General features: G+C 38.3%; 7 protein-coding genes. All 7 read left to right on the top strand.

Features of this window, described 5'->3' with window-relative positions:
• Window positions 1-216 (top strand): DNA-directed RNA polymerase subunit alpha C-terminal domain-containing protein (locus tag BN338_RS00590; RefSeq protein ID WP_039758074.1); only part of this gene is annotated, 216 nt, incomplete at its 5' end.
• Between the two features lie 18 nt (window positions 217-234).
• On the top strand, window positions 235-663 hold the full coding sequence (gene rplQ / locus BN338_RS00585; protein ID WP_039758073.1) for a 50S ribosomal protein L17: 429 nt from the start codon (window positions 235-237) through the stop codon (window positions 661-663).
• Between the two features lie 267 nt (window positions 664-930).
• Entirely contained in the window at window positions 931-2325 is a 1395-nt protein-coding gene (locus tag BN338_RS00580; protein ID WP_039758071.1) for a DegQ family serine endoprotease, read from the top strand.
• 9 nt (window positions 2326-2334) lie between these two features.
• Complete coding sequence (locus tag BN338_RS00575) at window positions 2335-3660, top strand: replication-associated recombination protein A (protein WP_039758070.1); 1326 nt, start codon at window positions 2335-2337, stop codon at window positions 3658-3660.
• A gap of 391 nt (window positions 3661-4051) precedes the next feature.
• On the top strand, window positions 4052-4201 hold the full coding sequence (locus BN338_RS11495) for a hypothetical protein (protein ID WP_156809211.1): 150 nt from the start codon (window positions 4052-4054) through the stop codon (window positions 4199-4201).
• A gap of 444 nt (window positions 4202-4645) precedes the next feature.
• Complete coding sequence (gene recA / locus BN338_RS00570; RefSeq protein ID WP_039758068.1) at window positions 4646-5689, top strand: recombinase RecA; 1044 nt, start codon at window positions 4646-4648, stop codon at window positions 5687-5689.
• Between the two features lie 202 nt (window positions 5690-5891).
• The gene (gene alaS, locus BN338_RS00565) at window positions 5892-8558 is read left to right on the top strand and encodes an alanine--tRNA ligase (RefSeq protein WP_039758173.1); all 2667 of its coding nucleotides are present in this window, start codon (window positions 5892-5894) and stop codon (window positions 8556-8558) included.
• Window positions 8559-8942: the final 384 nt, after the last annotated feature.

The following is an 8942-nucleotide window of genomic DNA, read 5'->3' as shown; positions in this document are numbered from 1 at the left end:
GCAAATTGTCTTAAGAATGATAATATTGTTTATATTGGTGATCTGATTCAAAAAACAGAATCTGAAATGCTTCGGACACCAAATTTTGGTCGTAAGTCATTGAATGAGATTAAAGAAGTTTTGGCATGTATGGGGTTGCACCTTGGAATGGAAATTCCTGCATGGCCGCCTGAAAACATTGATGATCTTGCTAAACGCTATGAAGATCAGTATTAAAATTTAAGGAGAGGGCTTATGCGCCATAGTAAGTCAGGCCGCAAGTTGAATCGGACTGCCAGTCACCGTAAAGCGATGTTTGCAAATATGGCAACTTCGTTGATCGAGCATGAGCAGATTGTGACAACACTTCCAAAGGCTAAGGAAATTCGTCCTATTGTTGAAAAACTTGTTACTCTTGGTAAACGTGGTGGTTTGCATGCGCGTCGACAAGCAATTGCAGCACTTCGTGATACAGGGAAAGTTGCAAAGTTGTTTGATACACTTGCACCGCGTTATGCATCACGCAACGGTGGGTATTTGCGTATTATGAAAGCGGGTTTTCGTACTGGTGATAATGCGCCCATGGCTGTTATAGAATTTGTTGATCGGGATGTTGAGGCGAAGGGGGCTGGGGATCGTGCTCGTATCGAATCTTCAGAGAATGAAAAGGGAACGTCCTCATAAGTTTTTTATTCTATTGGATTTTTAAAGGCCGCCTTATCTTAGGCGGTTTTTTTATGCGTATTTTTAAGTTTGTTTTACTTGAGAAATAGATGTTGAGAGAAAATTATAGGATATTGAATTATTTGATTTTTATAATATTTATTGTTTAAATGGGTTGTTTTTATTCTCTATTATGAAATATTAATGGAGATCCTTCATTTGCGGGGATGCTTTTTAAAAATTCTATGTATCTTCAACAGAATGAGCTTGTTTTATAAGGAGTGAATTATGAGGTATTCTTCTTGGGTGCAGCTTTTTTTTGCGATTATGTTGCTGATATCGTTTGATCATATCTATGCTCATGTTCCTCAAACACAAAAAGAGATCACTCTTTCATTTGCTCCTTTAGTTAAAAAGACAGTTCCGTCTGTTGTAAATATTTATGCAGCTCGACAAATTAGAGCGCGATCACCTTTTGAAGGGGATCCATTTTTTGAGCAATTTTTTGGTCGTTTGCAAAATAATTTTCCTGTCCGTAAGCAATCATCATTAGGCTCAGGAGTGATTGTTGATGCACGTGGTTTGATTGTTACAAATTATCACGTCATTAAAGATGCAAGCGAAATTAAAGTGGCTTTTTCTGATGGGCGAGAGTTTGAGAGTAAGGTCGTGCTCAAAGATGAAGCGACGGACATTGCCATTCTTGACGTTGATGCAAAAGATACTCAGTTTCCTGTTCTTCCTTTAGGAGATTCTGATACTGTTGAAGTTGGTGATCTTGTTTTGGCTATTGGTAATCCTTTTGGTGTTGGTCAAACAGTTACAAGTGGTATTGTTTCAGCGCAAGCGCGTACACGTGTTGGGATTTCCGATTTTGACTTTTTTATTCAAACAGATGCTGCCATTAATCCAGGAAATTCTGGTGGCGCTTTAATTGATATGAAAGGTCAATTAATTGGAATTAATACAGCTATTTATTCGCGTTCCGGTGGTTCTGTAGGGATTGGGTTTGCTATTCCAGTTAATCTTGTAAAAGTGATGCTTGCTACTGTTAAACGCGGTGGAAAATATTTTGTACCGCCTTATATTGGGGCATCCTTTCAAAATGTTACACCCGATATCGCTGGTGGTTTAGGTTTAGAACATCCCTATGGGGCTCTTATTGTTGAAGTTATTAAAGACAGTCCTGCTGAAAAAGCCGGCTTGAAAGTAGGTGATGTTGTTTTGAGTATACAGGGGGTGCGCGTTGATAGTCCAGATAGCCTTGGGTATCGTTTGATGACGGCTGAGGTTGGTCATAGTCTTGCTTTAGAATATTTACGAAATGGCAAAACTTTAAAAACACAAATAACGGTTGCATCAATATCGGAAACTGCACTTTTAAAATCTGAAAAAATTACGGGTGACAATCCTCTTTCTGGTGCTGAAGTGTTAGATTTAACACCGCAAAATAGTCAACGTTTTCATTTTCCTATATCGGCAAAAGGTGTTGTGATTACTCATCTTGATGAAATGAGCAATGCTTCTGGAATTTTTCGGCCTGGAGATATCTTACGTGTTGTAAATGGCTATAAGATTCAAACAGTTCATCAGTTGAAAAAGGTTCTTAAGCAAACGCATTCACGTACTTGGCAATTGGAATATGAACGTGATGGTATGTATATTCGTCAATTTATTCGCTGAGGTTTTTTTTTGAAGAAAGATTTTTTTACTTCGTCATTTGATCCTAAAGTTAATAAAAATCAGCCACTTGCAGAAAGAATGCGTCCTTGTTCTCTCAATGAAGTTGTAGGACAAAAGCATTTAATTGGAGAAGATGGTTTACTGTCACGGATGGTGGCAGCGGGCTCAATTGGATCGATGATTTTTTGGGGACCTCCAGGGACGGGAAAAACAACCGTTGCACGTTTGTTAGCACGTGAAACAAATTTTGCGTTTGAACAAGTTTCTGCTATTTTTACAGGTGTTTCTGAACTTAAAAAGATTTTTGAAGTTGCACAGAGGCATTTTATGTCTGGGAATAAAACGCTTCTCTTTGTTGATGAGATTCATCGGTTTAATCGTGCACAACAGGATAGTTTTCTTCCTGTGATGGAAAATGGTACGGTAGTACTTATCGGTGCAACAACTGAAAACCCTTCTTTTGAACTGAATGCTGCTCTTCTTTCGCGTGCACGGGTTTTAACATTTTTTTCTCATGATCATGAAAGTTTAGGTATGCTTTTGAAGCGTGCTGAAGAGGTTGAAGGAAAGCTTCTTCCCTTGGATGAGGGTGCCAGAGACATTTTGATAGGAATGTCTGATGGTGATGCACGGGTCGCATTGACATTAGCAGAGGAAGTTTGGTCTGTTGTGCACTCGGGAGAGATACTTGATGCTGCTGCTTTGCAAAAAGTTATTCAGCGTCGTGCACCCATTTATGATAAAGGACGAGATGGGCATTATAATCTCATTTCAGCGTTGCATAAATCTGTTCGTGGCTCTGATCCTGATGCGGCGCTTTATTATTTCGCGCGTATGTTGGATGCTGGTGAAGATCCTCTCTATATTGGGCGAAGATTGGTTCGTATGGCTGTTGAAGATGTTGGTTTGGCGGATCCTCAAGCTCTTGTCATTTGTAATGCGGCAAAAGATGCTTATGATTATTTAGGATCACCAGAAGGAGAATTGGCTTTGGCACAGGCATGTCTTTATGTTGCAACTGCACCAAAGTCAAATGCGACATATCTCGCGTATAAAGCAGCACTGCGTTGTGCGCGCAAAAATGGTTCTTTACCACCTCCTAAACATATCCTTAATGCTCCTACAAAATTTATGAAAGAGGAAGGGTATGGAGATGGTTATTGTTATGACCATGATGAACCAGATGCTTTTTCAGGACAAGAATATTTTCCTGAAAAACTTGGGCGACAGAGTTATTATAAACCTGTTGAGCGTGGATTTGAACGTGAAATTGTGAAACGTCTTGAATGGTGGAAGCAATTGCGCCAAAAGCGTAAAAACAACAATAAAATTTGAGTTAAAACACACTGTATTGATCTTGGATTTATTTTTTACCCCTCATATCATGGTATGAACAATTTAGTTTATATTTTAAATATTTATTGCATTGCTCGTTAGAGCAATTTTTTTGATATCTTCAAAACGCATATCTTTTTTATGGATTCAAATTTTAAAAATCTGTCATGCAACCCTTAAAGTTGCTTTATTTTTGTGGTTTTAATTGAATAAGTTATTGATTTATAGTGATTCTTTACTGTTTTGTATGTTGAATAAGACCCCCAATACCGTATTTTTCTTATTCCAATCTAATCAATCAAAACCATTCCTTGTATGTTGCAAGGGTGATTAACCTGTAATAAAACTGTCCAAGAAAAAACTAAAAATGACTCTTAATGAATCGTTTTAAGTGTCGAAAATCATGGCACTATTGGGGGATGAAAAAGTGTGTAATGCTGTAAAGATGTTGATGCTGGGCTGTTCTAAGCGTAAAGATGTGCGTGCTCAAGGAATTTTACAGTATACCATTTACGGGCGTTATCGCGATATGGGGGGATGAGTGTTGAAAGATGTCCGTTTCAAACAGGTGTGTGAATATACAAATACAAAGGTATTCTGTTCTTTAATGTAATAGGGGATGGTTTTGATTGATGATGTGTTGTGTGTGATTTAAGGGAAGAGTTTTTTCTTAGGGGGCTTAACGAAAGGGGAAAGAAGGAAAGGTTAAATATTGTGTTGAAATTTAAATTGTTGCTTTTCTCGAGAGAGATGAATGTGTTAACTTGCTCCCCTATAGAAATATTATTTTATTTGAAGTTTATTTTGTGTCATAAAATAAGGAGTGCCAATTCTTTATTTTGATGGTCGTGATATGTTACGGAGATAACATAGGGATAGAGATGAAAATAGCCTTTGAAAATCTAAACTCAAGGCTTTAGTTAAATTAAAAGTACAGTATAAACTTTAAGTGTTAGATTATTGTGAATCGGTCAAGGATGTAATCGTGGATAAAACAAAAGCTCTCGATGCTGCTCTCTCACAAATTGAACGTTCTTTTGGTAAAGGCTCGATTATGCGTCTTGGGCAAAAAGAGCAAGTTGTTGAAATTGAAACAGTTCCAACAGGGTCATTATCCTTGGATATTGCTTTAGGGATTGGTGGATTACCAAAGGGGCGTATTGTTGAGATTTATGGGCCAGAAAGTTCTGGAAAAACAACATTAGCTCTCCACGCTATTGCTGAGGCACAAAAAAGCGGTGGGATTTGTGCTTTTATTGATGCAGAGCATGCACTTGATCCTATTTATGCGCGTAAGCTTGGTGTTGATTTAGAGAACTTGTTCATTTCTCAGCCAGATACTGGTGAACAGGCATTGGAAATTACGGAGACGTTGGTTCGTTCTGGTGCCGTTGATGTGCTTGTTGTGGATTCTGTCGCTGCTTTAACACCACGAGCAGAAATTGATGGTGAAATGGGGGATGCTTTACCAGGATTACAAGCACGATTGATGAGTAAAGCTTTGCGGAAACTCACGGCTTCTATTTTTCGCTCTAACTGTATGGTGATTTTTATTAATCAAATTCGCATGAAAATTGGTGTGATGTTTGGTTCGCCTGAAACAACAACAGGGGGAAATGCTTTAAAGTTTTATGCTTCTGTTCGTTTGGATATTCGTCGTATCGGGTCTATTAAAGATCGGGATATGATTGTTGGCAATCAAACGCGTGTTAAAGTGGTCAAGAATAAGTTGGCTCCTCCCTTCAAACAAGTTGAGTTTGATATTATTTATGGAGAAGGTATTTCCAAGCTAGGTGAGTTGATTGATTTAGGAGTCAAAGTTGGTATTGTTGAAAAATCTGGCTCGTGGTTTTCTTATAATTCTCAACGTTTAGGACAGGGACGCGAAAATGCAAAGCAGTTTTTACGCGAGCATGCAGAAATAGCTGCAGAAATTGAAACGGCTTTGCGTCAAAATGCTGGTTTGATTGCGATTGAATTGTTAGAAAATGCAGGATCAGAAAATATAGAAAGCGATGAAGCTATTTGATGGAGCATCTTTTCATCTATAATTTTTTTATTTAAGATTTTTTCTATTTTTATTTGTTTGAATTTTTTAACATACAGCCATTTTTCTCAATTTTTTGAACAAATATTCCATTCTTTGATTAAATTGACGCCATGCGTGGCAAAGAGAATATTTAATGAGAGGGGGCTTTTGTGATTTTATGCGGTATTCTGCAGGTGTATATATGAATAGTGTTAATAATATCCGATCAACATTTTTGGATTATTTTGATCGTAATGGGCATAAAGTTCTTTCTTCTAGTCCACTTGTTCCACGTAATGATCCTACACTTATGTTTACAAATGCAGGGATGGTGCAGTTTAAAAATGTTTTTACTGGACTTGAACAGCCTCCTTATAAAAAGGCTACAACGGCACAAAAATGTGTTCGTGCGGGTGGAAAACATAATGATCTTGATAATGTTGGTTATACGGCGCGCCATCATACATTTTTTGAAATGCTGGGTAATTTTTCTTTTGGTGATTATTTCAAAGAAGAGGCTATTTTTTTATCATGGGATCTTTTAACAAAAGAATTTTCCCTACCAAAAGATAAATTGTTGGTAACCGTTTATCAAAGTGATGATGTTGCTGCTGAATTATGGCGTAAAATTTCAGGTCTTCCAGATGAAAAAATCGTTCGTATTGCGACAGCTGATAATTTTTGGGCGATGGGCGATACAGGGCCTTGTGGTCCTTGTTCGGAGATTTTTTATGATCATGGTGATAAAATTTGGGGTGGTCCTCCTGGAAGTATAGAAGAAGATGGTGATCGCTTTATTGAGATTTGGAATCTTGTTTTTATGCAGTATGAACAGCTTTCTAAGGAAGAGCGTGTTGATTTACCTCACCCTTCTATCGATACCGGTATGGGGTTAGAGCGTATTGCTGCGGTTTTACAGGGTGTTCATGATAATTATGACATTGATCTTTTTCGTACATTAATTAGAGCGTCAGAAGAAATTACAGGAATTAAGGCAAAGGGTGATTTTATTGCAAGCCATCGTGTTATTGCCGATCATCTTCGCTCATCCGCATTTTTGATTGCGGATGGTGTTCTTCCTTCCAATGAAGGAAGAGGATATGTTTTACGTCGCATTATGCGTCGTGCTATGCGTCATGCACATCTTCTTGGTGCTAAAGAACCTTTAATGTGGCAGCTTTTGCCTGCTCTCATCCGCGAAATGGGACATGCTTATCCCGAATTGGTGCGGGCTGAATCTTTGATTTCAGAAACTTTGAAATTAGAAGAAATGCGGTTTCGTAAAACGCTTGAACGAGGATTGGGGTTGTTAAATGAAGAAAGTTCTTTGCTTAAGGAAGGGGATCATTTAAATGGTGAAGTTGCTTTCAAGCTTTATGATACCTATGGTTTTCCACTTGATTTGACGCAAGATGTGCTTCGGCGTCGTGGAATATCTGTTGATGTTGATGCCTTTGATAAAGCGATGGAACGCCAGAAAGAGGAAGCGCGTGCTCATTGGTCTGGTTCAGGTGAAGCAGTGACGGAGACAATTTGGTTTTCTGTTCGTGATCAGGTAGGCGCTACAGAATTTTTAGGTTATGAAACAGAACAAGCTGAAGGTATCCTCACGGCGCTTGTGTGTGATGGTAAAATTGTTGATGAGGTTTTTGCAGGGCAGAAAGCTATTCTTGTGCTCAATCAGACTCCTTTTTATGGTGAATCTGGTGGGCAAATTGGTGATAACGGTATCATTTCTGGTGAAAATTTTATTTTTGAAGTGCATGATACTCAGAAAAAGGCTGATGGGGTTTTTATTCATCTTGGAAAAGTTAAATCTGGTCAGGCAGCGAGGTCTGATTGTGTGCACTTAACCGTTGATGTTGTTCGTCGTAAAAAAATTCGTGCAAACCATTCTGCTACTCATTTGTTACATGAGGCTTTACGTCAAGTATTGGGATCTCACGTGACTCAAAAGGGCTCTCTTGTGTCGCCGGAACGGCTGCGTTTTGATTTTTCTCATCCAAAATCTGTTTCTTTGGAAGAATTGAAAAAAATAGAAGATTTAGCCAATGAGATTGTTTTGCGAAATAGTAAAGTGATAACACGCCTCATGGCTATCGATGACGCAATTTCTGAGGGGGCAATGGCACTCTTTGGGGAAAAATATGGTGATGAAGTTCGTGTTGTTTCTATGGGGATGCCACTTGAACAGGAAGAATTAAAAAAGTATTGGTCCATTGAGCTTTGTGGAGGGACACATGTGGAAAGAACAGGTGATATTGGTTTAATTCATATTGTTTCTGAAAGTTCTGTTTCAGCTGGAGTCCGTCGTATTGAAGCTTTAACAGGTGCTGCAGCGCGTCTTTATCTTTGTCGCCAAGATGAGCGTATTCATGAAATCGCTGATCTTTTAAAAACGTCTTCTTCTGATTTAGAAGAACGGGTGAGAGTTTTGCTTGATGATCGTCGTAAACTTGAAAAAGAGTTGAATGATGTACGCAAAAAAATGGTGTTGAGTGGGGGAATAACAGAAAGTGGTCAAGGTGATATTACTATTATCAATGGACTTTCTTTTATGGGACGCATTGTTAAAAATATTTTACCAAGGGATCTTAAAGCACTTGTTGATTCTGGAAAAAAACAGATTGGGTCTGGGGTCGTTGCTTTTATCACCGTTTCAGAAGATGGCAAGGGGAGTGCCGTTGTTGGGGTTACGGATGATTTAACGGATAAATTAAATGCTGTTGATCTCGTTCGTATTCTTTCAAGCGTGCTTGGTGGTCAAGGTGGAGGTGGCCGTCCTGATATGGCGCAGGCTGGTGGTCCTGATGGGAACAAAGCTGATGAGGCCTTTGCAGCACTAAAAGATTTTCTTGAAAAAACTTAAAAAATAAATTCTTTTCTCATAAGTGTTTTTTACATTTTTATGTTGGATGAGCGTTTAAGAATTACGAATATCTGTTTGGTGGTGTCTTGGCTGAAATGTAGATGAGCCTCATTGAGAGAGATAAAATTGTAAAGGTAAAGAAATAGTGTTTGTTAGAAAGTTTGTGCGGTGCTTCGTTGCTTTTGTTTATGAGGTAGATCGATCATATCTTTCATGAAGAATAGTATCTACTCTATTGATTTTAAAAGAAACATCTCTATCCTATTTCACAATAGGAATTGCGAAGGGGATAACGCAAGATTTATTGCATAACAGTCTCTTAAGTTCACGAAATTATAAGCGAGTTGTTTTTTCGCTTTCAAATTGCTTAGATTATTGCTCACT

This window comes from Bartonella queenslandensis AUST/NH15, assembly GCF_000312585.1.
GTDB lineage: Bacteria > Pseudomonadota > Alphaproteobacteria > Rhizobiales > Rhizobiaceae > Bartonella > Bartonella queenslandensis_A.
The sequence above is the reverse complement of the archived record's forward strand: the minus strand, read 5'-3'. Positions and strand labels throughout refer to the sequence as shown.